21 protein-coding genes are annotated in these 23839 nt (G+C 43.3%); 12 read left to right on the forward strand and 9 right to left on the reverse strand.

Annotated features, from left to right (window positions below):
• Positions 1-195: 195 nt before the first annotated feature.
• Both JMV76_RS05950 and JMV76_RS05955 read left to right on the forward strand, forming a co-directional pair.
• Positions 196-999, forward strand: a complete 804-nt coding sequence (locus tag JMV76_RS05950) for a sulfite exporter TauE/SafE family protein (RefSeq protein ID WP_201502082.1) — start codon at positions 196-198, stop codon at positions 997-999.
• Between the two features lie 38 nt (positions 1000-1037).
• Entirely contained in the window at positions 1038-1964 is a 927-nt protein-coding gene (locus JMV76_RS05955) for an STM4504/CBY_0614 family protein (RefSeq protein WP_201501967.1), read from the forward strand.
• Here the strand turns inward: JMV76_RS05955 and JMV76_RS05960 are convergent, their stop codons facing one another.
• Positions 1965-2264 (reverse strand): DUF4298 domain-containing protein, encoded by a 300-nt coding sequence (locus JMV76_RS05960; RefSeq protein WP_201501968.1) that lies wholly within the window; start codon positions 2262-2264, stop codon positions 1965-1967.
• A gap of 139 nt (positions 2265-2403) precedes the next feature.
• On the opposite strand from JMV76_RS05960, the gene JMV76_RS05965 reads away from it, so the two are divergent.
• From JMV76_RS05965 to JMV76_RS05970, 3 genes are all read left to right on the forward strand, one after another.
• Positions 2404-6051 carry an AAA family ATPase gene (locus JMV76_RS05965; RefSeq protein WP_227690129.1) on the forward strand — a complete coding sequence of 1216 codons (3648 nt, stop codon included), beginning with the start codon at positions 2404-2406 and terminating at the stop codon, positions 6049-6051.
• A complete protein-coding gene (locus JMV76_RS14805; RefSeq protein WP_227690131.1) occupies positions 6026-6367 on the forward strand; it encodes a hypothetical protein in 342 nt (113 codons plus the stop codon). Before JMV76_RS05965 ends, JMV76_RS14805 begins: the two co-directional genes overlap by 26 nt.
• 222 nt (positions 6368-6589) lie before the next feature.
• Positions 6590-7618 (forward strand): cell division protein ZipA, encoded by a 1029-nt coding sequence (locus tag JMV76_RS05970; protein WP_201501969.1) that lies wholly within the window; start codon positions 6590-6592, stop codon positions 7616-7618.
• A gap of 204 nt (positions 7619-7822) precedes the next feature.
• On the opposite strand, the gene JMV76_RS05975 is transcribed toward JMV76_RS05970, so the two are convergent.
• Together JMV76_RS05975 and JMV76_RS14810 are read right to left on the reverse strand one after the other, a co-directional pair.
• The gene (locus tag JMV76_RS05975; RefSeq protein WP_265090271.1) at positions 7823-8302 is read right to left on the reverse strand and encodes an IS630 family transposase; all 480 of its coding nucleotides are present in this window, start codon (positions 8300-8302) and stop codon (positions 7823-7825) included.
• Between the two features lie 13 nt (positions 8303-8315).
• Positions 8316-8666, reverse strand: a complete 351-nt coding sequence (locus JMV76_RS14810) for an IS630 transposase-related protein (protein ID WP_227690088.1) — start codon at positions 8664-8666, stop codon at positions 8316-8318.
• 209 nt (positions 8667-8875) lie between these two features.
• On the opposite strand from JMV76_RS14810, the gene ligA reads away from it, so the two are divergent.
• Together ligA and JMV76_RS05985 are read left to right on the forward strand one after the other, a co-directional pair.
• Positions 8876-10975: an NAD-dependent DNA ligase LigA gene (gene ligA, locus JMV76_RS05980; RefSeq protein WP_201501970.1), complete on the forward strand. Its 2100-nt coding sequence runs from the start codon at positions 8876-8878 to the stop codon at positions 10973-10975.
• 3 nt (positions 10976-10978) lie between these two features.
• Positions 10979-12901 (forward strand): tetratricopeptide repeat protein, encoded by a 1923-nt coding sequence (locus JMV76_RS05985; protein WP_201501971.1) that lies wholly within the window; start codon positions 10979-10981, stop codon positions 12899-12901.
• 50 nt (positions 12902-12951) lie between these two features.
• Here JMV76_RS05985 and JMV76_RS05990 read toward each other — a convergent pair whose 3' ends face one another.
• The 5 genes from JMV76_RS05990 to JMV76_RS06010 form a co-directional block, all read right to left on the reverse strand.
• Complete coding sequence (locus JMV76_RS05990; RefSeq protein WP_227690133.1) at positions 12952-13515, reverse strand: hypothetical protein; 564 nt, start codon at positions 13513-13515, stop codon at positions 12952-12954.
• Between the two features lie 239 nt (positions 13516-13754).
• Complete coding sequence (locus JMV76_RS05995; protein WP_045443583.1) at positions 13755-14168, reverse strand: hypothetical protein; 414 nt, start codon at positions 14166-14168, stop codon at positions 13755-13757.
• Between the two features lie 336 nt (positions 14169-14504).
• Positions 14505-16964: a YgiQ family radical SAM protein gene (locus tag JMV76_RS06000; protein ID WP_201501972.1), complete on the reverse strand. Its 2460-nt coding sequence runs from the start codon at positions 16962-16964 to the stop codon at positions 14505-14507.
• A 217-nt stretch (positions 16965-17181) separates the two neighbouring features.
• On the reverse strand, positions 17182-17940 hold the full coding sequence (locus JMV76_RS06005; protein WP_227690135.1) for a hypothetical protein: 759 nt from the start codon (positions 17938-17940) through the stop codon (positions 17182-17184).
• 142 nt (positions 17941-18082) lie between these two features.
• The gene (locus JMV76_RS06010; RefSeq protein ID WP_201501973.1) at positions 18083-18550 is read right to left on the reverse strand and encodes an Lrp/AsnC family transcriptional regulator; all 468 of its coding nucleotides are present in this window, start codon (positions 18548-18550) and stop codon (positions 18083-18085) included.
• A gap of 290 nt (positions 18551-18840) precedes the next feature.
• Between JMV76_RS06010 and rarD the strand changes: the two genes are divergently transcribed.
• Positions 18841-19863, forward strand: a complete 1023-nt coding sequence (gene rarD / locus JMV76_RS06015; protein ID WP_265090275.1) for an EamA family transporter RarD — start codon at positions 18841-18843, stop codon at positions 19861-19863.
• A 104-nt stretch (positions 19864-19967) separates the two neighbouring features.
• Here rarD and smpB read toward each other — a convergent pair whose 3' ends face one another.
• Complete coding sequence (gene smpB / locus JMV76_RS06020) at positions 19968-20444, reverse strand: SsrA-binding protein SmpB (RefSeq protein WP_011512728.1); 477 nt, start codon at positions 20442-20444, stop codon at positions 19968-19970.
• A gap of 358 nt (positions 20445-20802) precedes the next feature.
• Here smpB and coaD point away from each other — a divergent pair, with 358 nt between their 5' ends.
• The 4 genes from coaD (at position 20803) to bioD (ending at position 23770) form a co-directional block, all read left to right on the forward strand.
• The gene (gene coaD / locus JMV76_RS06025) at positions 20803-21321 is read left to right on the forward strand and encodes a pantetheine-phosphate adenylyltransferase (RefSeq protein ID WP_060490411.1); all 519 of its coding nucleotides are present in this window, start codon (positions 20803-20805) and stop codon (positions 21319-21321) included.
• A 102-nt stretch (positions 21322-21423) separates the two neighbouring features.
• Positions 21424-21672 (forward strand): YfhL family 4Fe-4S dicluster ferredoxin, encoded by a 249-nt coding sequence (locus tag JMV76_RS06030; protein WP_060490412.1) that lies wholly within the window; start codon positions 21424-21426, stop codon positions 21670-21672.
• Positions 21673-21746: 74 nt separating this feature from the next.
• Entirely contained in the window at positions 21747-23033 is a 1287-nt protein-coding gene (gene bioA, locus JMV76_RS06035; RefSeq protein ID WP_374190049.1) for an adenosylmethionine--8-amino-7-oxononanoate transaminase, read from the forward strand.
• Positions 23033-23770 (forward strand): dethiobiotin synthase, encoded by a 738-nt coding sequence (gene bioD / locus JMV76_RS06040; RefSeq protein WP_374190044.1) that lies wholly within the window; start codon positions 23033-23035, stop codon positions 23768-23770. The genes bioA and bioD overlap by 1 nt, the downstream gene beginning before the upstream one ends.
• Positions 23771-23839 lie beyond the last annotated feature (69 nt).

Consider the following 23839-nt stretch of genomic DNA (forward strand, 5'->3'; position numbering starts at 1 on the left):
AAGTTTCGTCGATGTGGTTAATATAGCGTGGATAATCTTTGTTATACTGGGCGATTGTCATGAGATTGTCACGATTAGACAGTATCAAATAAACAGCATAAAGGTCGGATTATGATTTAGCAAATGCGATAGGCAAGTGATTATAAAACTAAAGAATTTTTATAAAAATAAGTGTGATAAAAGGCTGATTCGATGATGTTATATGTGTGGTTTGTGATTGCAGGCGCGTTTGCGGGTGTCAGTGCCGGTTTATTTGGCGTTGGCGGCGGCATGATTATCGTACCAGCATTGGTCTGGATTTTTACTGCTTATGATTTTTCGCCAGAAGTGGTGACCCATTTGGCGATTGGTACGTCACTGGCGACCATCGTTGTGACCTCGATCAGCTCAATGACTGCGCACAATAAGCGTGGCGGCGTACGTTGGGAAGTGTGGCGCAAAATGGCACTCGGCTTGGTCATCGGTAGTTTGGTGGGAGCAGGTATTGCCGATATGATTGACGGTAAAGTATTGCAAGCCATCATCGGTGTCGGCGCGTTATTGGTTGCTTTAAAAATGCTGTTTTTATCCAATAAAGAGCAGCTGGGTAAACCGCTACCGTCAGCTGGTGTACAGTTCGGCGCGGGTACAGGGATTGGCATGGCGTCGTCTATTTTTGGTATTGGGGGTGGCAGCTTGACCGTGCCGTTTTTGAATTGGGCGGGGTTACCGATGAAGCAGTCGGTCGGCACGTCTGCCGCTTGTGGATTGCCGATTGCATTGGCTGGTGCGGCAGGGTTTGCATGGTTCGGGCAAGATGTGGTCAATCTGCCTGAGGGCACGATAGGCTTTGTGCATATCACGGGATTTTTATGTATTTCTGTCGCTAGCTTTGCGATGGCAAAAGTCGGTGCGAAGCTTGCGCACCAGTTGCCTGCGCTAACGCTTAAACGTGCCTTTGGGGTGTTGTTATTGTTTGCAGGCGGGCAGCTATTGTTAAGTGGGATTGGGGTGATTTAGGTTTTAATTGTAAAGTGTCTAGCTTTAAGGAATAAGAAATGGCGATACACGATTTATATTTTAAACGACAAAAGCAGTTACGTGGTAAGTATCCTGATATCTATCAATACGAAGAGTTACCAGAAACACTGAAAATTCAGATAATACATATTTGGAAAGGCGAAGATTATCCACGCAATACTGGATATTCTAGTAGTTTAAATCGTAAGTATTTGCAAAAGTGCCATAATATCCTATGTAAGGAGTTGGGTACCTTTAAACTCAATAGAGATGATAGAGATAATGAAATGCATATCATCTACTTTAGAAGTATCTCTCAATATTTTTTAACAGAGCAAGATGTTGAAAAAGCGTTAAGTGTTATCGAGTTAATGGTAGAAATCACAAAGCTTTTTACTGAAAATTGTCGAACCAACATAAATGTTAAAAACGTTATATCTGAACTAAATCAAAGATTCCGTGAACATGCCGTAGGTTACCAATACGAAAGCGATCAAATCATCAGAGTGGATTCTGAGTTTATCCACACTGAAGCAGTTAAGCCAGCTTTACAACTACTAAGTAATCCAATATATAAAGGTGCACAAGAAGAATTCTTAAAGGCTCACGAACATTATCGTCATGGTCGTTACGATTCAGCACTAACAGATTGTCTAAAAGCCTTTGAAAGCACCATGAAAATCATATTAGATAAACGTGACTGGGAATATGGTAAAAAGGACACTTCAAAGAAGCTTATTGATTGTTGCATAGCTAATGAATTGATACCAAAGTTTTGGACTGATCATTTTAATTCATTAAGTAATATGTTGACTTCTAGCATACCCACACCTCGAAACAAATTGAGTGGTCATGGTAAAGGTAACGATGACATAGAAGTTCCTGAACACCTTATTCAGTATGTGCTACACATGACAGCCTCTACCATTGTATTTTTAATCAAAGCAGATGAAAGCTTGAAATGATTATTTTTTATCAATCGCATCCAGCCCCAAACGCATCCACTTTCTTGCTACCTCATCATGGTCGCTGAGCATACTCCACAGCGCATCTTCACTAAAGATAGAGTATTCATCACCTGAATGTTCAATTGGCAGATCCGCTTCACGATCTGCCATCCATTGCGGGTTAAGATAGTAATCTTTCAACTCATTTTGTAAGGCTTCAGCTTGCAAAAACTGCTGTTGCGCCTCAAGCTGTTGACGATGCAGCTCGCACCATTGCTCATATTTTTGCTGTAGTTCTTGCGGATTATAGTTAGGCATTTTTATACTCTTATTTTTTGATAGTTAGACGAATGATTATTATTTTCAGCCCTATTATAGCATTCCTGACAAACCCTAAAAAGCCGTCACAATTTCAGGTAGAATAGCCGCCTGTTTTCGCCATATTTACTGATCCTTCATGCGCCTAAAATCTCTCAAGCTGGCAGGCTTTAAATCCTTTGCCAATCCAACGACTTTTACCTTTCGTCATGGTATCACCGCCATTGTCGGGCCGAACGGCTGTGGCAAATCTAACGTCATTGATGCCATACGTTGGGTGTTGGGTGAAACCTCTGCCAAGCAGCTGCGTGGCGGCGCGATGAGTGATGTTATCTTTGCTGGTACGCAAGATAAGTCTGCCAAAAGTGTTGCCAGTGTCGAGCTAACCTTTGAGCATACGCAAGACGAGCAAAACGGTATTCGCCATGAGTTTAATCTCTATCAAGAGCTATCCGTTCGTCGTCAGGTAAATAAGGAAGGTCGCTCGGATTACTTTATCAATGGTACGCGCTGTCGTCGCCGTGATGTGGTCGATGTGTTCTTAGGTACGGGACTTGGCGCACGTAGCTATGCGGTGATTGAGCAAGGCATGATTGGGCGTATCGTTGAGTCTAGCCCCATGCAGCTGCGTGAATTTATCGAAGAGGCGGCAGGGGTGTCGCGCTATCAAGCACGCCGTGAAGAAACCCAAAAGAAGCTCGAGAAAACGAAAGATAATTTAGCACGCCTGTATGATATGCAAAGCGAGCTGGTCAGCCAACAAAAACGTCTGTCTAAACAAGCCGCTAGTGCTGAGCGTTATGAGGAATTAGCGCTAACGCTTGCTGATATCAAACAGCAGCTCGCCATTCAGCAGCTCTATCAAGCCAAGCATACTCAGCAGCAGCAAAAAATAGCGCATGAGCGCATCGCCACTGAAGTATCAACTTTACAAGCCAACTATGACACCCTAAAAGCCAAACAAGATAAGCTTGCTGCTCATATCAATCAAGAACAGTGGCTCAAAGACGATGCGCAAAGCAACCATTATCAACAGCAGCTAAGCTATCAACAAGCTGAACACCAGCTTAGTGATGTCAAGTCACAGCTGACCGCTACCGCGCAGCAACTAGCTAGCTTGGATCAGCAGCGTAAGCAAGCAGTCGATGAGATAAATCGCCTAAAGGCTGAGCAAACCGAGCAGCAGACTGTGCTAGAAGCATTGCGTCCGAAGCTTATTGAATTAACGAATAAACGTGAAGCGCATAAACGCAACGAGCAACCATTACAGCGCGCCTACCATGACGCGCAAAATCAGCTATCAAGGCTGCAAGATGAAGCTCGCTCGCTAGAACAACAGCAAGCCATTAATAGCCAAGCACAAAAACGTTATCAGCAAAACCATGAAAAATGGCAACGTCGCCAACAAAACTGGCAGGATTTATGGCAGCAATTACAAGAGTCACTATCACCAGTTGCAAGTGCTGGTTTGCAAGATAATTCTGATACGAATAATTTGCAGCAGACATTAGCGGCGCAAGTTGCTGAGCTAAACAAACAATTGCAGCGGATTGAACGCCAACAAGACAGCGTCGATGAGCGACTGTCTGAGCTACAACCGCAAGCGCAGGATTTACAACAGCAATTGCATACGCAGCAGCGCGAGTTGAGCGAAAATGAGAAGCGCCACGCCGTATTGGCAGGTGAGTACGATACCCTGCATCAAATAGTGCATCCTAAGCCGACACCAAAATCGCAACCGCTTGTTTATGCAAAAACTGCTGATGTTAAAAGTGATTTAGAAAATGATATAGCCAAGGATTATAAAGACTTAGCTATTACCACCTTGCGTGACCAGATTGAGTTAAGCGCAAAAGGGCAGCAGCATGCAGAGCTACTTGATAGTGTGTTGGCATTATGGTTAGACAGCCATGTGCTGGTTTCTAACCAAACTTATCAACCAAATGTTAATAACGTGAGCGCTGACTCCGAGCAAACGCATAGCTTATGGCAGGCGCTTGAGCATGAGTTAAAAGATTTATTTGTTTATCAAAATGCGCAAACCAATACAGTGGAAAAGTCATTAATTAAAATAGAAACGGGTCATAGCTTGTGGCTATCCGCTAAGAAAAATGAGGTAAATACAAAGCCACTGGTTAGCGAATTGCCTGAGAGTTTGATTGATAAAATACTGCCTTTATCACAGCTGATTAGCGCACCGAACTTAGCGCTTTGGCGGCAGTGCTATTTATATATTGCACAGCCTGAGACAGATAATAGGCAAACGTTAGAAGCGCTTGCTGAGATTTTAAAAGTATTGCCATCGTCAGCTATTTTACTAACGACTGACGGCTGGCTTATCAGTCGTCAGGGTACGATGAATCTAAGTAAATTTGCTGGTGCGCAAGATGGACAAAATGGTAGCAATAACAGCAACAGTCAATTTTTAACCCAGCGTTTGCAGCAGCGCAGCCGTTTGCAAGCGTTAGAAGACTTGCTCGATGAGTTTGAGAACAAAATAGAAGCGCAGAAAAAAGCGATTACAAAAGACCAGCGTAACTATGATGCATTAACAGTTAGCTTAGAGGAAACTCGAGCACAAGCTGAGCAATTAACCCGTGATAAGCATCAATACCAGCAACAGCTCACTACTCAGCGCGCCAACGCTGAACGTTTGCAAGCGGACAGCCAACGCCTCAATGCTGACAAAGTTACCCTTGAGCAAGAGCAACAAGAATTAGAGCAAGAACAACAAACGCTGAATCAAGAACAGCAGGATATCCAAAGCAAAATAGCAGCGCTAACGCCACAAATCGCCGATGCTCGTGCGGCAACTCAGCAATTACAAGCGGAGCGCAGTGAGCTAAGTCGTAACCGTCAAGCAGATGATGACGCTTGGCAAGCAATGCAGCTGCGTATTCAGCAGAGCGAGATGCGTCTAGAGCACAGCACTAGCAGTCTTGCTCGGGCAAGTGCGCAATTTGAAAAGTCATTACAAAGCGAGCAAAATCTAAAGACGCGTCATGAGCAGCAGCAAAGTACATTGCCAGCACTGCAAGCTGCATTGCAAACAGCACAGACCGCGCGCGATGAGCAGCAGGCAGTATTAACAGGGCGAGAAACTGCATTAACGGTGCTCAAGCAAGAATACAATCAGCAGCAGGTTGAGCTAGATAGCTTGCAAAATACACTGCAAACCCAGCAAAATGCGCTTGCCAATCACTCGACCGAGTTGGCATTAAGCGCTGCAAAATTAGAGGATGCCAGTAGCCATACGCAAGAAGCGCTAGATGCTTATTATAAGGTGAGTCATAAATATAAAGCACAATCAGACATAGCGCAGCGTCCACAGCATCAGCAACAAGTGATGAGCGTCTCAAACTTATTAGCAGATTTTATCGCTCATGATCGCCGTGTGCGCCCAGATAAAATCACTGAGCTTGAGTCTGAGCGCGTGCAGCTTGAGCAGCAGCTAAGCAAAATTGGCGCAGTCAACTTGGCAGCCGTGGCAGAGTTGGCAGAGGTTAATGAGCGCCTACAACCACTCGCGCAGCAGACCGCAGATATTGCTGCCAGTATGCAGACGTTAACGGAGGCGATTGCTTCGATTGATGAGACCACCAAAACGCTATTTATGCAGACGCTCGATGCCGTCAATATTGAGCTTGCCAATTTATTTGCCAAAGTGTTTGGTGGCGGGCAGGCCAGTTTAACGCTCAATACGGATGATATGCCCGTTAATGCGCCAAAAATCAGAACAGTGGCGGGCAGGGCTCACTTTAATGGCACAGCCAAAAGGCAAACGTAATAGCCGTCTAGCTGTGCTTTCAGGCGGTGAAAAGACGCTTACTGCACTGAGTTTGATTTTTGCAATATTTAAGCAGCATCCCGCGCCATTTTGTGTACTGGATGAAGTCGATGCACCACTTGATGATGCCAACGTCGCTCGCTTTACCAGTCTTATTCATGAATTAGCAGACGATTTGCAGTTTATCTTTATCAGCCATAATAAATTAACGATGCAGATTGCCGATGAATTAAAGGGCGTGACCATGCCAAGCGCAGGGATTTCTACCTTGGTCAGTGTGTCACTCGATGAGGCAGCGCGTTACCTTTCTGATTAAGAGCAGCGCTGAATAGCAAAAATAATTGATAACTGGCAGCAGTTGTCAGTGGTATAGTTAGAAATGATGTGCCAATATTACAATATTACAACGTCACGCAAGTGTGTCAGCCTCACGGTAAACGATGACTATATGGTGACGATATTCATTAGCCATGCTAGACTATTGCCATTTATTCCCTCTTATGTATTCCCTTTTGTCATATATTAGGATGTATCTCTTATGACCGCTATTCAGTTTATATTGATTGCCATTGCCGCATTTATCATGCTTGCAGGGCTATTTATGGTCATTCGTAGCTTTAAGCGCCGCAGCAATGCTGAAGCGGTAGCGGTCAATTATGATAAAAACGGTATTCCTATCATACCGCGCCATGAACGCAATATCGTCGATCAGCCAGACTTGGATGATACAGTCGCTGGCGAAACAAGTATCGCCCCTGATCGCAGTTATCTAAATGCGGTGGTCGAAGACGAGCTTTTGACCCAACCTCATACCCATGTTGATACGCAGCTGACAGCTGGGCATGCGGATGTTAATGATAGCGATACTGAAACCGATACTGGCACAATAGATGATGCTGACTATGTGCGCTGGCAAGCAGAGCAGCAGCGTGCTGACAACAGCGAGTTTGCAGAAGCCGCTGAGCAAAGGCATATCGAGCAAGAGCAGGATGCGTTTTCAAGCTTGATGTCGGCAACTGACAGCTTGATGCCCTCTATTGATACCGCAGACGAGCCAAGCTTCGATAATAACAGTCCGATACTCGATCAGCATCTCTCAGAGCCAGTGGATGAAGCGCAAAACGGTCCACTCATCAATGCCAAAGACAACATTAATATCACTATCTTGCCGCATCAATATCGCGACCGTCCAGCCGCAATTATCCGTGGTCGTGATTTATTGGCATTAATTGATAAGTATGGTCTGCGCTATGGCGCGATGAATATGTTCCATCGTTATGAGCAAAAAGACGGCACTGGTATGCTCTGGTTTAGCATGATGGGCATTACTGATAGTGGCATCGCACCTTTTGACCCGCATAGCGTGGCGACCAATACGTATAACGGCGTGGTGGTGTTTTTGTCGTTGCCGCATCCGCAAGCGCTGCGTAGCTTTGATAGTATGATGAGTATTGCTTATATGATGGCAAGCGATTTGGATGCCATTATGCTCGATGAAGAGAACGAACCAATCACCCCTGAATATAAGCAACAGCTGCGTAATCAAGTTCGCGATTATGAAGGTTAGTTTTAATGTATTAATACAGCTTGATTAATAAAAGCTGATTCATATTAGCAGTATTCTAAAAGGCAAATAGCGCTTGACGTTATTTGCCTTTTTTAGTTTTTGGTTGACGCGTTTTTTATTAGCCTGATTTTCTATAAACTTGGTTTTCAACAGAATTAGTTTTCTGCAAAATGCTAGAGTCGGTTCAAGATAATTTAGATATAGTTAAGTCGTTATAAAATCGATACAACCTATATCATGAAATAGTTTAGGCAGATTATTCTCCATCCAACCTTGGCGTAAAAACTTTGCTTGTGCCCACTTCTTTTCAATGGGGTTGAGATCAGGACTGTAGGGTGGCAGCCATAGAATGCGATGGCCATGCCTGTTCAGTAATCTCTGAATACGCTTATTTTTATGAAACCGAGCATTATCCATGACAATCACGCATTTAGTCTTGAGACTTGGAATAAGCGTGAACTTGCACCAGTCATAAAATATATGGCTGTTGATATTCTGTTCAAAGTAATCAAGCGCAAACAGTACTTTCTCATAGAGAGCACCGATGACGTTGGTACGTTTTTTTGCTTGCCAGTTGTAGCTATCAATACAAGGGGTTCCAATCGGTGCATAGCCATAAGGTCTGATAGTTTCAGCCTCAAAGCCACTTTCATCCATATATACTATGGGATAACCTTGCTGCATAAAGCTACTAAGCCTACTCTGATACTGAGCTCTCTTTATCAGACATGCTTTTGGATGCTCCAGTGTCTTTTTTTTGACTGATGCCAAGACGCTTTAGAGCATTGAAGATGCCCGTTTTACTACAATTTAATCGACGAGCTCTTTCGTAGTTATAATCATCAGGGAATCTTCTTACGTCTTCAATCAATGCGTCATCAGGTATTTTAGTCGGTGCTTTATTTCTGGTTGTTTTAGGGGCTAAATTCTGCTGCCAGCTGTGAATGGTGCTGGTGCTAAGTCCATAAAACAGGGAAGCTTCACGTATGGTCATACCATTAGCGATGCTAGAAAGTACCTGCTTGCGATAGTCTATTGAATAAGTCATCGTTTATTTCATTAAATGCAATTGTTAATAGGATTGTATCGGTTTTATTTGGATTAGACTATACAAGGAAGGTGAGTGAAAGTACTACATATAGTAGACTGAGCGAGCCTGACACAGTATCTAATTTATATAGGAACGACTATATCCGAGCATCCTACAAAATTGTTATCATATCGGCATCTTGAATTGCAAAGAAAAAGACGCCGACTATGACTGACCCTATCTCACCGCTTACCTCTAAAAACATTAATAAAGACATTAATAAAGACATTAATACTGCCAATCCTATAAAAAAGAATGATGCTATCGTCACCCAGATGCGCACGTTTATCGATGCGCTTAAGCAGCACAATTATGCCTACTATGTGCTTGATAATCCCATTTTAGAAGACAGCGAATACGATCAGTTGCGTCGCTCTTTATTGGCGCTTGAAGAACAATATCCGGATTTGGTACAGCCAGACAGCCCAATTAACCAAGTTGGCGACATGGCGCTATCGGCTTTTACCCAAGTCACTCATGATATTCCCATGCTCTCGCTTGGCAATGTCTTTGATTATGATGAATTACATGGCTTTATGCGCCGCGTGAATGATCGCCTCAACGATGCACAGCAAAACCCTGAATACGAGATGGAGCTAAAGCTAGATGGCTTGGCGGTGTCACTCAAATATGCTTATGGCAAGTTTGTCCAAGCGGTGACACGCGGTGATGGGCAAACGGGCGAAGACATTACCCAAAATGCCAAAACCATTCGCAATTTGCCACTTTGGCTCGCGGCTGCAAGCGATATTCCATTATTAGAAGTGCGCGGTGAAGTTTTGATGCCGAAAGCGGGCTTTGAGCGTTTGAATCGCCTTGCTAAAGAAAAGGGCGACAAAACTTTTGCCAATCCACGCAATGCCGCTGCTGGAAGCTTACGTCAGCTAGATCCCGCCATTGCTGCTAGCCGTCCGCTCGCATTTTACTGTTATTCAGTCAATCAAGGGTTACCTGAACATATCAAAACCCAATCAGCAGCGCTTGCATGGCTAAAGACCATTGGCTTTACCGTCAGTGCAGTTGAGGTGGTACAAAATCCACGCGAGGCTCAAGCTTATTATGAATCGGTAAAGGAAACACGTGGCGAGCTGCCGTTTGAGATTGATGGCATGGTCATCAAGGTCAATAGCTTGGCGTTGCAGCAGCAGCTTGGTTTTTTATCGCGAGAGCCGCGCTGGGCAACCGCTTATAAATTCCCTGCCGAAACGGTCATGACACGCTTGCATGCTATCGAATGGCAAGTCGGACGCACTGGCGCGATTACGCCTGTTGGCAAATTAGAACCTGTGAAAGTCGGCGGCGTCACGGTCAGCAATGTCACCTTGCATAACTTTGGCGAGATTCAGCGCTTGGATGTGCGCGCAGGCGATATGGTCAGCGTTCACCGTGCAGGCGATGTGATTCCTAAAGTGACCCGTGTTTGGACAGATCAGCGTCCAGAAAATTCTGAACCCGTTACATTGCCATCGACCTGCCCAGTATGTGACTCGCCTGTGGTGTTGCCCAAAGATGAAGCGTTGGCGCGTTGCACTGGTGGGCTATTTTGTCCCGCGCAGCAGGTCGAAGCGCTCATCCACTTTGTCTCGCGTCGGGCAATGGATATCGATGGCTTAGGCGCAAGTTGGTTGATTAGCTTTTTTGAGCACGGCTTGGTCAAGACTGTCGCCGATATTTATCAATTGCACAATCATCAAGACGAGCTGATTACGCTTGAGAAATTAGGCGAAAAATCAGTACAGAATATCCTCAGTGCTATCGAAGCCAGTAAGCATACGACACTCGCGCGCTTTATCTATGCGCTGGGTATTCGCGGTGTCGGTGAGACGACGGCGCAGAATTTGGCGCAGCAATTTGGCGACCTCGATAGCTTGATGGCTGCTGATATCGATAAGCTACTGCAAACGCCTGACGTGGGCGCGATCACCGCTGAACTTGCTTATAAATTCTTCCGCGCACCGCATAATATCGAAGTCATCACGGCATTGCGAGAAGCTGGCGTGCATTGGGATAAGGTTGAGCAAGTCGCGTCAGAAGGATTGCCACTCGATGGGCAAACATGGGTGATCACAGGTGCGCTAGATAGCATGGCGCGTGATGAAGCCAAAGCTAAACTGCAAGCGCTTGGTGCCAAAGTATCAGGCAGTATCTCCGCGAAAACCACGGCATTATTGGCAGGCGAAAAAGCTGGCTCAAAAATGGCGAAAGCTGAGAAGTTGGGCGTGAAAGTGGTGAGTGAGGGCGAGTTTTTGGCGTTGGTTGGTGGGTAAAGTATGAATATTGATGATTTGGAAGGCTTGGATGAAGCCACTCAGAAAGAAATTGAAGAGTTGATGAAAGTGACGCGTGAGAGCGAAAGTGATGAGCAATTCTCACTTTCTCAGAGAAAATTGGCTGAAATATTCTATAAGAATGGATTGCTTGACGAAGCTGTTAGAGTTAGTAAATTAATTAAGCCTCAGGACAAAAGAGAACATTATAAAAAAGCACAATATAATATTGCTACTGTTTATGATGAACAAGGTAATACTAGCGAAGCTCTAAAGATATGGTCGAGAATAGGAGAGGACGATGTTCCAGACGTATATGCTAGGGCACAATACAATATTGGCGTTATATTAGCCGATGCAGGTAGAGCTGAAGAGGCGAAAATAGCTTGGAATAATGTTAAGCAAAACGCTAATAAGGAAGCTTATGCTAAGGCACAATCCAACATGGCTAATCTTCTCATCAAAGAAGGTAATGAAGAAGATGCTGATAAGGCATGGAGTAGCATAGAAAAGAATGATGACCCTGAGGTCTACGAACGTGCACAATTCAACTTAGGTGTTAGGTTAAATAGAAAAGGGAATACTAATGAAGCTTTAGATATATGGGGAAGAATAAAATCTGAAAATTCCTTAGAAATATTCAATCTTGCTCAATATAATATCTGTACGGTATCTATGGAAGACACACAGTATCAAAATATTGATAAGGCTGAAAATGCACTCAAGAAAATTGTAGACGCGTATCAATACGAGAGACTTTGTTTGGCTAAAATTTGTAGGTTAATTAGACAGGATTCTACCAAGAGTATTGGAAATAATTTGTTACTACTACTTATTAATATTTCTAAGGTTATTGAGATACTTAAAGTGGATTTTAGCCACAGATTAACTGAGGATAAACCTGTAGAGCGCAAACTAGCTCATTACACAGGGACTGACACAACCAATTTATTACTAGCTAATGATAAGAATAAAAAACTTCCAAGTTCATTTAGACTGAACACTATAAATAATGTAAACGATCCTAGTGAGGGTAAACTTCTTTTAAATTATCTGAAAGGAGTCAAGAAGGAGTTATCATATAAATCTCAATTTGATGAAAATTTACATGCTTTTATTAGTTGCTTCACTTTTAATCACGATAGCTTGAATCAATTCAGACTCTACGGCAAGCAAGGTAATAAAGAGGCTTCTGGAATTAGCTTAGTTTTCGAAAAAGATTTTTTTCAAAAATACAATTTTATCGGAGGATTGTCATATGTGCTTTTTGAAGATAGATCGAGTATTACTGGCTCTAACTTACTTAAAAAAGCAACTGAAATTGATTTAAGTGAAGAAAAAATAGAAAAGCAGCCAGTAATGAGGTGTGTTTATCTTGATCCTACTTCCGACTATATTCATTTAGCTCAGCGTAATCGACTAACGTTTTTTCGGGAATTTAATGATGAATCTGTGCAGATAGGAAGTGAAAGTATAAGTAAAGCTGAACACGAGTGGAAAAGCTACAAAAGCTTTATTGATAAAAAAACTGAAGATTTTAAAAGTGTCTTTATAGATCTTCAAAGTGATTATAGAGCTATTACTGAAGAAGTGATTGAGATTGAGAAAAAAAACGCAAGCTTGTCAGGTAAGATAGAAGTTCTATTAAACGAAATTCTTTTACCTCTGAAATACCTTATCAAACATTCAGCATTTCAAGAAGAGCAAGAGTGCCGTATGGTTTATATGACTTCGCTTGACGATGAAAAAGTGAAAATGGAGTTTGGCAAGTTTTTATATGTTGAATATGAAGCGGATGTAAGAGACAATCTTGACAAAATATATATTGCACCAGCCGCTACTCAATATCAACCGTACTTAGCTAAGCTACTTTGTAATACTAATGTAAAAATCGAACTCTCAAACAATCCATATCGCCAGACCTAATATTTTTTAGTAGCGTGTGTCATATAAATAAAAACACACGCTATCAACTTCTACTCCGCCATCTCCCCATGCGCCTTCGCTTCACTTTTCTTACCATCAGGTTTAATCTCAATCGGTAATACCAACCCTTTGGCAAAGTCATCGGACAGCACGTAATCATAGCTACTGGCAGCGATATCAGGCGTAGTATGAATAATGAGTTTCATCTCATTTCCATCAGTTAGCTCATGAGAGACATAGCTTTCACTCAGCTGATCCAAGGCTTTCGATAGTGCCTCATTACTCGCCATGCTCACCGTTAGATTATGCTGAGCCGTCGCATTATCCACTTTGAAATACTCTGCATAATCACGGACATTTTGGCTATCAAGCGCAAACGGATATTGATAATTGGCAGGGTCAGCGGGCTTTTCACCGCTCGCCATGATAGACCAGTCGATAGTCTTAGTGGCTGTCGTTGATGAGTCTGCGGTCGCCACCACTGGCTCAGAAGCTTGAGCGGCAGTTTCAGCACTGTTGTCGCAGCCTGCCAGTGCCCACAGGCTAGTAGTAGCGATGATCATCATATTCATTAGGCGCTTAGCCATCGACGTATCCTTAGTATTATTAATCATAAACAATATCCTATCAGCGCTATTTTGACAGGTTTCTTGATGCTTCTCTAGACAAAAGCAGCAAACCGTTCATTCTAATCAACGCTTTACCTAAATCTATGGTTTTGATGTCAGTTTTTATACAGGTATTCAGCGCCATTATTGCTTAATCAACACACAAAAAAACAGCCATCCTATGATGACTGTTTTTTATAAGTAGCTAGTTTTTTACAACTGGCAGACTGTTTATAGCTAGCAAATTAGATTTGGCAGTTTACTTGATATTCTTTACCGTTTGCCCATTTGATGGCAAAAATACCTTTGTCGCCTTTCATGTGCCATGCATAGACAGCTTCTGGGTTTGACTCATTAACGTAACTTGCGGTATCACCTTGCACATCACCATTTAAGATGATTGGTTGCTCAGCCCATTTTACTTTAGGCAAGGTCGCATTGAGCATCACTTGTTTTTTATTAATAGATTGTTTAGCCATGATGGTGCTGTCGTCAGTACAGGTATAAGGTGCTGGTGCCATACGATCATAAGCGGCATCGGTGACGCTTTCTGATGCAGGCGTGTTTGATGCATTTGGCGTAGTAGGAGCCGTGGTCGCACAAGCACTTAATAAGGCAAGGGTAGGTAGCGCAACAGCAAATTTGGTTAGGGTGTTCATGGCATTCTCCAAAGATATAAAAATCTTAATGTATTTATTTTTAACAATGCGTTAAGCATATAGCGCATATGGTAACGAAAACAGCGCTTGAAGAATGTTAGAAATTGTTTGTTACGTGTTCATTAAGTTACTTAATCACTGACTAATGTAACGCATCATTTGGTACGTTTTGGTCGGTATTTGAGCTTTGATTATGCATTTATTAAAAATAAACCGCTTCAAAGGAAAAAGCGTCTATCGATATTTTGACCGATAGACGCTTTTTGATGAGCTTAAATAAGTGTTCGTCACTCATTTAAGCATCTGTAGTTAAAGCACTGAGATACAGGGCTTTAACTACTTGGTTTTACGCGGCGGTAGACCAGTATGCTGGGTTTGGAAATTGCCTTTGCTTACGCGCTTTTTGGTGTTTTTGCTGACTGTGTTTTGACCCGCAGCGCCTTTAGCGGATGCGCCATTGATTGACGAATTATTATTACGCTTCACCGAATCATTACCCAAGCGGCTGTTCTTTTTACGCGCTGATTGATAGCTGTCTTGTGCCGCATCGCGCCCTTCTAAACTGGCGTTGAACGGCGGGATTAAGCAGCCACGATTTTTACCGATCAAATCGCCACGACCCATATCTTGCAGAGCTTTACGCAATAATACCCAGTTTTTTGGATCATGATAGCGCAAGAACGCTTTATGCAATTTGCGCTGCTTACCAGATTTGACGATATCCATGTCACCTTCATCACGGCTGATCTTATGCAGTGGATCTTTGTGCGTGTGATACATGGTGGTCGCTGTCGCCATCGGGCTAGGATAAAACGCTTGCACTTGGTCAGCGCGGTAGCCATGGCTTTTTAGCCACAGCGCAAGGTTCATCATATCCTCATCTTTCGTACCCGGATGCGCGGCAATAAAGTAAGGAATCAGATATTGCTCTTTGCCAGCTTCTTGGCTGTACTGCTCAAACATGGCTTTGAATTTATCATAGCTGCCCATACCCGGCTTCATCATTTTCGATAAGACGTTTTCTTCTGAATGCTCAGGTGCAATTTTTAGATAACCACCGACATGATGGCTGACCAATTCTTTGACGTATTCTGGGTCTTTCACCGCTAAGTCATAACGCAAGCCAGAGGCGATAAGAATCTTTTTCACGCCTTTGATATCACGGGCTTTGCGATATAGTTTGGTCAAATTACTGTGATCGGTAATTAGGTTTTCACAGACGTCAGGATAGACACAAGATGGCTTACGGCAATTCTTTTCAATGGTCTCGTCTTTACAGCTCAGACGATACATATTGGCCGTTGGCCCGCCAAGGTCAGAGATAACGCCAGTGTAGTTAGGTGCGGTATCACGAATCGCTTCGACTTCTCGTAGGATAGATTCTTCCGAGCGGTTTTGGATAATGCGTCCTTCGTGCTCAGTGATTGAGCAGAAAGTACAACCACCAAAACAGCCGCGCATGATATTGACCGAAAACTTAATCATGTCATAAGCAGGGATGCGTGCATCGCCATAGCTTGGATGCGGCAAACGTGCGTACGGCAAGTCAAATACGTAATCCATCTCTTCGGTCGAGAGCGGAATCGGTGGTGGATTGAGCCAGACATCGATGGAGGTGTGTGAGTTACCAGCGCCGCTACTATGACGTTGCACGAGGGCACGGGCATTACCCGGATTGGTCTCAAGATGTAAGATACGGCTGGCATGAGCATAGAGCACAGGGTCAGATTTGACGTGCTCATAATCAGGCAGACGAATGACCGTCTTTTTACGTGGCGGCATTTTTATTTTATGCTTACGCGCCGTCATTGGCTTGTCAAAACCACGCATTTGCACCACTTGCGTTTCTTCGTCAACTTGCTCAGCATTTAGAATTTTATTGGCAACTGGTTCAGACACAAAGCCCGGATACTGTGAAGCCATTCCTGAGAGCGCTTGCCCAACCGGTGAATCGCTGGGTTTGTCTTGCTCGATTGAGCATTGATCCACGTCTTCGGTCATCACATACGGATTGATAATCGGGTCAACACGGCCCACGGTATCGACGTCATTACTAGCAACTTCGGTCATATCGTCTTGCCAATGGCGGCGCGTTGGCGTCAATAGATATGAGGTACCGCGCAATTTGCTCATTTGCTCAAAGCTGTAGCCTTTTGACAGACCATGTACCACATCGACGATGGCGCGCTCAGCATTACCGTACAATAAAACATCGGCACGGGCATCCATCAAGATACTACGGCGGACTTTATCCGACCAGTAATCATAATGAGCGATACGGCGTAGGCTGCCTTCGATACCGCCTAAGATAATTGGCACATCAGGATAAGCTTCGCGGCAGCGCTGGCTATAGACGATAGCGGCGCGGTCAGGGCGTTTATTTGCCACGTTGCCCGGCGAGTACGCATCATCGCTACGAATCTTGCGATCGGCGGTATAGCGGTTGATCATGCTGTCCATGTTGCCTGCGGTCACGCCGTAAGCATAGACAGGTTTGCCCAATTCCATAAAGGCGTCTTTGCTCTTCCAATCGGGCTGAGCAATGATACCCACACGAAAGCCTTGTGACTCTAGTAGACGACCGATAATCGCCATACCAAAGCTTGGATGATCGACATAAGCATCGCCTGAAATGATGATGACATCACAGGCATCCCAGCCCAAATCGTCCATCTCTTTGCGGCTCATTGGCAAATAAGGCGCAGGCTCGTAACAGCTTGCCCAATGTTTGTCGTAGTCGTAAAGTGGTTTGGTGCCTTGTTTAAAGGCGGTGCGGGCGATGGTATCGGCAGACATGAGCGGACCTGTTAATTAGAAAAATGGTACTAAAAAAAGCCGTTATTCATTAAAAATATTAACGGCTCATTTAAAAGCGCTCATTTTAACATGAATTGTCTTCATGATGTCATAAACGATTAGCGATAAGTTATTGATAGTTTAAGTAATCTATGAATAAAAAGGCTTGTAGAAACTAAGCGCATCTTTATTCCAAATCATCGTTTATAGTAAGGATTTACTGCTCTAATAATTGAAATGGGAAAGTAACCACGTCAAAAGCAAGCGCAAAAGGCAATAAAACCAGCTTCTGAGCCGTATTTGCGCCACTACGAGACACTTGATTTTGCTGACTTTGGGTATAAAAGCTCACCGTATAAGGCTTAGTTAAAGGGCGATAATTGGATTGGATTAAGCTGAGATTACTCACTTGCGGATAAATAGCGCCTTTGACAGGAACGCTAAAGCAAAAGCGCTGAGCATTGATACGCTGGTCACTGGTTGAGGTACATTCTTTGCCGTTGTTTTGCAAAAAGAACTGATAGTCAGAACGTTTAAATTCATCTTTTAGTTTGGCATAAGACAGCTTCATCTCTCCCTGAAAGTAGCCATCATTATTAGGCACATAAAAATTCATCTCATTATCGACTTGGATATTTTTTGGTGTCAAATTGGTCAGTAAATTCACCATCTCTGTCCCACCTTGGGTCAGCACATAGCTGTTCTTTTCGCCAACGATAACCATCGTCGCATTTGGCATTTTGGGTAATGCTTGTGCAGGGCGACCAAAAGCCACGATTTGATCTTCAGACAAAACGTGTTTAGTCGTTGTGGTGTTGACTCGATTGTCACTGTCTAATAATGAACTGGTTGCACAGCCAGAGCTGGCGAGCAATGCCGCAAGCGATGCACTGGCCATCACTGTTTTAAAGCTTAATGCTTTTAGTACTGGATTATTACTTTCTTCTTTTCTAATGGTACGGGTGTTTTTAGTCATGGTAAGGCTTCCTTGTCTACTAGGCGATGGACTACTGGTGCGGCATCTATTATTTACTGCCAAACTTTCGTTGATATCGTACCTTGTTTGACCGCGACTTATCTACTTTTAATTAAACAGCCAAGCAGTTTTCATAACCAAATTAATCGAGCAAAATCTTTGTACCACTTTTAGTGAAGTTCATCACAAATTGGCTTTTAAAGTTGCGCACATTATTCTCATAGGTGAGCAAACCAGTCGTGAATCGATGGTAGTCGCTCATATTTTTGGCATTGACCATCAACATAAAATCCGCATCACCTGATACCTCATAACAGCTCATCACCTGTGGCTGTGTATTCATCAAGCGCTCAAACCGACGTTGCATCGAGGTATTTGAGCGCGCCATCTCTATCATCACCACCGCGGTCAGTCCGTAACCCACCTTATTTGGGTCAACGATAGCAACTTGCTTGGTAATGACGCCATTGCTGATTAATGCTTGGATGCGGCGTTGAGCCGTCGCAATAGACACATGCACTTGTTCTGCCACGGTTTTTAATGGCAAGGACGCATCGTCTTGTAATAAATTTAAAATCGCTTTATCGATATCATCTAAAACTTGGCTCATGGTGTTCTCTCTTTTAGAAAGCGTTTCATTCACTGAATCTTTTATAATTATTATCACTATAAGTCAAAATTTAAGAAAATCTTTATTTTTAAAGGTTATAAAGGATAAATTTGTTCATAAATAAATTTTTATAGCAATAATATATCACCGAAACTCAGTAAAATAGACGCTATTAATCAAGGTTTAACAATCAAAACTTAGCAATTAAAGCCTAGCAACCAAAGCTTAACCATAACAAGTAAAAGCTCACAGCTGGTTTTCTAATATCTATTTAAACTTACGGTGCTTTTATGTCTACTTCAATGCTCTCTTCTGTCTTCGCAAATACGCTCGCAACGACTGTCTCACGCTTGCCATTGCCAGCGATTTGGACGGCGGGTAGCGCAAAGCAACGCACATTAATATTGGGCGTCATACTAGCAATCTTGTCGAACCTTTTATTTGGCGTACTTTATGCTTACAGCAGCTTTTTAGCGCCGCTATCAGGTACGCAAGTCTTTATCTGGCGGATGCTGGCAATGTGGGCGGCATTGGTGGGATATTTGCTGATCAGTGGGCGCTTAGGTTTTCACATCGATAAACTCAAAGCGCTACGCACAGTTAAGCAGTGGGCGTGGTTGCTATTGCCCACACCGATATTCTTAAGTCAGTTTTGGTTATTTATGTGGGCGCCCGTCAATGGGCAGGGCGTACAAACCGCAATGGGCTACTTTTTATTTCCGCTTATGATGGTTGTGTTTGGTTGCGTGCTATTTGGTGAAAAGTTAAGCCGTCTGCAATGGTTGGCGGTTGGCTTTGCCGCATTAGGAGTCGGCAGTGAAATTATTCGTACGCAAAGCGTTTCGTGGGCAACGCTATGGGTCTGCGGTACTTATCCTGTTTATTATATTTTGCGCCGTTTGCAAGGTATCGGTGCGATTACTGGGTTATTGGTTGATTTGACGATATTTGCACCGTTTGCTTTGGCGTATTTATTTTTTATTGCACCGAGTAGTCTAAGCTTGGTTAGCGGTTCCGGCTTTTTTATTCTCATGCTGGCGGGACTTGGTGTCATGAGCGTGCTGGCGATGAAAACCAACGTCGATGCCAGTCAGATGCTACCAGTCAACGTCTATGGCATGATGAGCTATTTGGAGCCTGCTTTATTATTCATATTGGCAATCACCGTTTTGGGCAATCCATTTCAATCGGCGATGATTTATAGCTATGGTTTGATTTGGCTTGGTATTGTCTGTCTGATTATGCACGGTATACGTCAATTACGCAGTGCTCATAAACAATCAAAAACGACAAAGATTGCGCCAGTTATTTGAGGGTTGATAAGTAACCTTGATTGAACAAATAAAAACGGACGATTCAGCATAAAGTTGAGTCGTCCATTTTTTTAAGATTAACACCAATCTGTTGAAAGATGGCTTTAATCTAAATCCTTCTTAAAGCCACGCTGCTTATCACGTTCCCAGTCACGGTCTTTAAGCGTTTTGCGTTTGTCGTGCTGTTTTTTGCCCAGTGCCAAGCCAATTTGACATTTCACCAGCGAGTTTTTCCAATAGCAGGATAATGGTACGCAGGCATAGCCTTTTTGGTTGACTGCACCCATTAACTTTTCGATTTCGCGGCGATTAAGCAGCAGTTTACGGGTACGGATACTATCAGGACTGACATGCGTCGAGCTGGATAGTAGCGGCTGGATATGCGCGCCAAATAAGAATGCCTCATTATTACGAAAGATAATATAAGCTTCGGTAATGGTCATTTTGCCTGCGCGAATGGCTTTTACTTCCCAACCTTGTAACGACAATCCTGCCTCAAACGTTTCTTCAATAAAGTACTCGTGTCGAGCTTTTTTATTGGCACAAATTTGATTCTCTGGTTTTTTTGATTTTTTTGACATAATTTCTCCATAAGGACTGCCTACAAATACAAAGTCCTTATCTGACTAGTCCTACTGATTCCTCATCCTAACTCAATAAATGGTATTGTCTTTTATTTGGTTTATAAAATGGATGAGTCGAACCGTCTATTGTAGCAAAGCCTCTAACAAAAATGTAAGTCGGCTATTAGGACAAATGTAGCCAGTATAGTCGGAGTGATTTAAGTTGTTCACACAGCAATCGAGCGCAAACAGAAGACGGAGTACATTCAGTGAGTTTAAGGCGGTAACTATTTACAAATGCATCGACGATAAGTATTAAGTTTGAGCAAAATTTGCTAGCATATAGCCTACTATTACTGACCCTATTAGCCACGCTATGAGCCACTCTACTTCTGCTAACTCCTCAAAGCTGCACACTAGAATTTTATATCCTGGTACCTTTGATCCTATTACCAATGGTCATGTGGACTTGGTCACACGCGCCACCAAACTGTTTGATGAGGTTGTTATTGCGGTTGCCTCAGGACATCATAAAAAGCCTTTATTTAACTTTGAGGAGCGCGTCGCCTTAGTCGAGACGGTATTTGCTGACTTACCACAAGTATCGGTCGTGGGTTTTGAAGGTTTGCTCGTTGACTTTATGCGTGAAAAAAATGCCACTGCTGTCTTACGAGGTCTGCGGGCGATGTCAGATTTTGAATATGAATTTCAGCTGGCCAATATGAACCGTGAGCTTGATGAAAACTTTGAAGCGGTGTTTTTGACGCCATCGCAGAATTACTCATTCATCTCCTCGACGATGATTCGAGAAATCGCCAAACTCGGTGGTGATGTGACTAAATTTGTCCCACCATGTGTGTCACAAGCTTTTGCTGAAAAACTCAATCTTAAATAGCAAAATACCTGCTGATAATTAAGATGTGTCGAATATTTAAACGCATCGAAATCGTCAAAGCCAACGATACAAGTGTTATAAGAAAAATATAAGGAGCAGTCTATGGCGTTATTAATTACTGATGAATGCATCAACTGTGATGTGTGCGAGCCTGCCTGCCCAAACGAAGCCATCTCAGAAGGCGATGATATTTATGTGATTGACCCTGATTTATGCACCGAATGTGTCGGGCACTTCGACGAGCCGCAATGCGTGGTCATTTGCCCAGTCGATTGTATTCCTCATGATCCCAAGCATGTCGAGACCGAAAGCGATTTGTTGTCCAAATACAAACGCATTACGGGTCAATAAATGGCTCGCACTATTGATAATACTGGGGTTCAAAGCGCTCTAGGGACAATGTAATGACGATAAATTCAAACCAGATAGCAAGCGACTTTGACCAACAACATCTCTGGCATCCGTATGCTAGTCTACCGCCGACTTATCCTAATATTGTGATTGATCACGCTGATGGTATTTATATCGTCACGCAAGATGGTACGCGTCTGATCGATGGGATGTCATCGTGGTGGGCGAGTGTCCATGGCTATAATCATCCCAAGCTGAATGCAGCGATGATTGAGCAGTTGGGTAAAATGGCGCATGTCATGTTTGGTGGTTTGACCCATCAACCCGCAATAGATTTGGGCAAAAAACTGCTGTCAATTGTGCCTGCTGGACTGGATGCCATATTTTATGCCGATAGCGGCAGCATTGCGGTAGAAGTAGCATTAAAAATGGCATTGCAATATCAAATTGCTGCTAAGCGTCCGCAAAAGTGCCAATTTGCCTCGACCCATTCTGGCTATTATGGTGATACGTGGCATGCGATGAGTGTCTGCGACCCTATCAATGGCATGCACAGCTTGTATGGTAAACAGTTACCGATGCAGCATTTTGTGCCAGCTCCGCCAATGGGCTTTGAGCGTGATATTAGCCAGTCTGAATATGATGAATTAACGGATTTCTTTGATAAAAATAGCCATCAGCTCGCCGGTTTTATTATCGAGCCGATTATTCAAGGCGCAGGCGGGATGCGCTTTTATAGTCCTCAGTATTTGCAGCTGCTTCGCAAATTGTGTGATAAATACAAAGTAGTACTAATTGCCGATGAAATCGCGACTGGTTTTGGGCGTAGTGGCAAATTATTCGCTTGTGAGCATGCGAGTATCAGCCCTGATATCATGACGATTGGCAAGGCATTAACTGGCGGTTATATGACATTTGCCGCAACATTGTGTACTCGAGAAATTGCCGATACCATTAGCCAAAGTGATTATCCGGCACTGATGCACGGTCCGACCTTTATGGGCAATCCGCTGGCTTGTGCCGTCGCTTGTGCCTCAATTGATTTAATACTGTCCTATGATATTGAAGCGCGTACAGCAAATATCCGAACAATAATGGAACAACAACTTGCTGTAGCAGCAAAGCTAGACGGTGTTAAGGAAGTACGCTGTCTGGGCGCAGTTGTCGTCATTGAGCTAAATGAAGCGGTTGATATGCCGACCTTTCAAACCTTGCTGATTGAAAACAGTATTTGGGTCAGACCGTTTGGTAAATTGGTGTATATCATGCCGCCTTATGTGATTACAGATGACGAACTTGCTACCCTATGCCAAGCATTGTTAAAAGTAGTCAGTATTTATTTAACGCAAAAAGGTCAATAATGAGCGTTCTCTTTATCTCCGGTATCGATACCGACATCGGCAAAACTTATGCGACGGGACTGCTTGCCAAAGCGTTTATGCAGCAAGGTATTGATGTTATTACCCAAAAGCTGGTGCAAACTGGTGTCGCAATAAATCTAGATAGTGGCGAGATGGGAATTGCTGATGATATCCTTACCCATCGTCAGCTGATGAACCTTCCGTTGCAACCTTGCGACCTCAATTTCACCACTTGTCCATATCGTTATGAGAAGCCTGCGTCACCGCATTTATCTGCCAAGCTTGCAGGGCAAACTCTTAATCCTGAATTGATTACTAAAGCGACGCAGCAATTGCAACAAAGCTACGATGTGGTGCTCTTAGAAGGTGCTGGTGGATTGCTCGTACCAATAACGGAGCAATTATTAATTTTAGATTATATTGCTGCTCAAGGTTATCCGATTGTTTTGGTCACTTCTGGTCGTTTGGGCAGTATCAATCATACGTTACTGAGTTTAGAGGCAATAAAGAGTCGTGGGTTATCTGTACATAGCGTTATTTATAATCATATCCATGACGATGCTGCTCAGACAGATGAAGAGATAGCCACTAGTACAATAGAGTTTTTGCAAAGCTATCTCAAAAGCAACTATCCAAAGATACATTGGCTACAGCTACCCGATTTGAAAAATGCAACATTTGCCAATGATAGCCTGTTAAAAGATCGCCATTTAAACTTACCAATAAACTTTATTTAACCTATTTGTGCTGATGCTAAAAATAAATCCAAAAGACGTTCGCACTCTGTCATAAGTTTGCTATACTAG

Origin of the sequence: Psychrobacter cibarius, from assembly GCF_904845955.1 — a bacterium.
GTDB lineage: Bacteria > Pseudomonadota > Gammaproteobacteria > Pseudomonadales > Moraxellaceae > Psychrobacter > Psychrobacter cibarius_B.

Excerpts from the sequence above, each read along its gene's own strand:
- JMV76_RS05950 (WP_201502082.1), top strand. The coding sequence starts at position 196 with ATGTTATATGTGTGGTTTGTGATTGCAGGCGCGTTTGCGGGTGTCAGT.
- JMV76_RS05955 (WP_201501967.1), top strand. The coding sequence starts at position 1,038 with ATGGCGATACACGATTTATATTTTAAACGACAAAAGCAGTTACGTGGT.
- JMV76_RS05960 (WP_201501968.1), bottom strand. The coding sequence starts at position 2,264 with ATGCCTAACTATAATCCGCAAGAACTACAGCAAAAATATGAGCAATGG.
- JMV76_RS05965 (WP_227690129.1), top strand. The coding sequence starts at position 2,404 with ATGCGCCTAAAATCTCTCAAGCTGGCAGGCTTTAAATCCTTTGCCAAT.
- JMV76_RS14805 (WP_227690131.1), top strand. The coding sequence starts at position 6,026 with ATGGCACAGCCAAAAGGCAAACGTAATAGCCGTCTAGCTGTGCTTTCA.
- JMV76_RS05970 (WP_201501969.1), top strand. The coding sequence starts at position 6,590 with ATGACCGCTATTCAGTTTATATTGATTGCCATTGCCGCATTTATCATG.
- JMV76_RS05975 (WP_265090271.1), bottom strand. The coding sequence starts at position 8,302 with ATGCAGCAAGGTTATCCCATAGTATATATGGATGAAAGTGGCTTTGAG.
- JMV76_RS14810 (WP_227690088.1), bottom strand. The coding sequence starts at position 8,666 with ATGACTTATTCAATAGACTATCGCAAGCAGGTACTTTCTAGCATCGCT.
- ligA (WP_201501970.1), top strand. The coding sequence starts at position 8,876 with ATGACTGACCCTATCTCACCGCTTACCTCTAAAAACATTAATAAAGAC.
- JMV76_RS05985 (WP_201501971.1), top strand. The coding sequence starts at position 10,979 with ATGAATATTGATGATTTGGAAGGCTTGGATGAAGCCACTCAGAAAGAA.
- JMV76_RS05990 (WP_227690133.1), bottom strand. The coding sequence starts at position 13,515 with ATGATTAATAATACTAAGGATACGTCGATGGCTAAGCGCCTAATGAAT.
- JMV76_RS05995 (WP_045443583.1), bottom strand. The coding sequence starts at position 14,168 with ATGAACACCCTAACCAAATTTGCTGTTGCGCTACCTACCCTTGCCTTA.
- JMV76_RS06000 (WP_201501972.1), bottom strand. The coding sequence starts at position 16,964 with ATGTCTGCCGATACCATCGCCCGCACCGCCTTTAAACAAGGCACCAAA.
- JMV76_RS06005 (WP_227690135.1), bottom strand. The coding sequence starts at position 17,940 with ATGACTAAAAACACCCGTACCATTAGAAAAGAAGAAAGTAATAATCCA.
- JMV76_RS06010 (WP_201501973.1), bottom strand. The coding sequence starts at position 18,550 with ATGAGCCAAGTTTTAGATGATATCGATAAAGCGATTTTAAATTTATTA.
- rarD (WP_265090275.1), top strand. The coding sequence starts at position 18,841 with ATGTCTACTTCAATGCTCTCTTCTGTCTTCGCAAATACGCTCGCAACG.
- smpB (WP_011512728.1), bottom strand. The coding sequence starts at position 20,444 with ATGTCAAAAAAATCAAAAAAACCAGAGAATCAAATTTGTGCCAATAAA.
- coaD (WP_060490411.1), top strand. The coding sequence starts at position 20,803 with ATGAGCCACTCTACTTCTGCTAACTCCTCAAAGCTGCACACTAGAATT.
- JMV76_RS06030 (WP_060490412.1), top strand. The coding sequence starts at position 21,424 with ATGGCGTTATTAATTACTGATGAATGCATCAACTGTGATGTGTGCGAG.
- bioD (WP_374190044.1), top strand. The coding sequence starts at position 23,033 with ATGAGCGTTCTCTTTATCTCCGGTATCGATACCGACATCGGCAAAACT.